Here is a 1,836-nt window from a genome sequence, read left to right as displayed (position 1 = left end):
TGCTGTAAAATGTACATCCGTTTTTGCGCTGAGGACAGTGGATACGTCTCCTGAGCCTTAACAGGCACTAGCGCTTCAAATTCGCGCTCATCGGCTACTTCCAAAGTTGCTGCCAGTTCTTCAACGGTCGGATAAAGAAACACCTCTCGTAACGGCACCTCGGTCTCCAATGCCTGATGCAGACGCGATACCAGCGTCATCGCCCGGAGCGAATGGCCGCCAAGCGCAAAGAAGTTGTCGCGAATGCCGACGCGCTCAAGTCCCAGTACTTCCTCCCAGAGCCGCGCAACTTCCGCTTCGACTGGTGTCCGTGGCGCGACATACGCCGCTTCGCTCTGCGCCTCGACTTCCGGCTTCGGCAGTGCCTTGCGATCCAGCTTGCCGTTAGGTGTTAGCGGCATCTCGCTTAGGGATATGATGTGCGTTGGGAGCATATACGAGGGAAGTCCCTCGGCCAGCTTGCTGCGCATTTCCTTTGCTCCCAGCTCGCTGCTGCCCGTCACATACGCGCACAATTCCGCTGCGTCCGTCTCCCTTTCTCCAGCGATCACCGTCACCACCGCTTCTTTTACCCCTTCGATTTGCAGCAGATGCGCTTCCACCTCGCCCAGCTCGATCCGGTAACCCCGTATCTTCACCTGATGGTCCATCCGGCCCATATGCTCCAGTCGACCATCCGGCAGCCACCTGGCTAAATCGCCGGTCCGGTACATCCGCTCGCCGGGGACAAACGGATGCGCGACAAACCGTTCCTTCGTCAGTTCCTCCCGTGCCCAGTAGCCACGGGCTACCCCGGCTCCTCCGATGCACAGCTCTCCCACCGCTCCGATCGGCTGCACCTGCAGCGCCTCGTTCAGCACATACACCTGCGTATTGCCCAGCGGACGGCCGATGCTCATTTTTCCTCCTTCGCCTGTTTCTCTCAGGTGTTCAAACGTCGACCAGACCGTCGTTTCCGTTGGGCCGTACATATTGTACAGCTCCGCCTCCGTTTGACTGCGCAATTGGCTTTCCAGCGTGGCAGGGAAGGGCTCCCCGCCAATCAGCAGCGCCTGCAGAGGACGCAGCGCAGCTGCACTGCGCGCATCCTCCAGCAGCATCACCAGACGGGAAGGCGTCGTCTGCATCATCTGGGCCGGATGCTTCGTGAGCAGCGCAGCCAGCTGCGCAGGGTCCTGCTGCTCCGCCTCGCTCGCCAGCAGAACCTGCATGCCGCAGCTCAGCGGTACCCAGCTCTCGGTCACGAAGATGTCGAAGGACACCGTTGTCACACTGAGCATGGCCCCAGATGGCGCAAAGGGCAGAGCTTCCACCATCCCCGTCATAAAGTTGACCACGTTCCGATGCTCCACCACCACACCTTTCGGCGTGCCGGTTGTCCCTGAGGTGTAGATCACATATGCGCTACCTTCAGCGCGAGTCTCCACCTCCGTTGATGCCGTGGAATAAGCTTTCAGTTCCTCCACCGAGGCGAACCTCACCTGCGAAGCTTGCTCCTTCTGCTGTCTATCTGAAGCCTTTTGCTGTCCGTCAGAGCCCTGCTCCTCCAGACACAGCACCTGACGCAGCGGGGTTTCTACCCAGCCCGCCACCGTTTCTCGTTGGGCTTCTTCGCTTAAGAGAATGCTGATTCCGGCATCCCGAACCATCCCTTCGATGCGGCCGGCTGGCAGCGCCGGATCCAGTGGCACATAGGCCGCACCAGCTTTCATAATCCCCAGCAGACCCGCGATCAGCCAAGGCGAACGGGACAGCAGTACACCGACGCGGTCTTCGCTGCTCACGCCCTGCGCGCGCAGCCAGCCCGCGATGCGGTTGGCTTGTCCGTTCAGCTCG

General features: G+C 60.5%; 1 protein-coding gene. It reads right to left on the bottom strand.

All coding sequences use genetic code 11. From position 1 onward, the window contains the following. Window positions 1–1,836, bottom strand: a 1,836-nt coding sequence (locus ACSR9A_RS02725) for a non-ribosomal peptide synthetase (RefSeq protein WP_473755473.1), incomplete at both ends; no start/stop codon positions are given.

It is taken from the genome of Paenibacillus sp. R-74696 (assembly GCF_055814915.1).
This window is presented reverse-complemented; position numbering and strand designations above follow the sequence as displayed.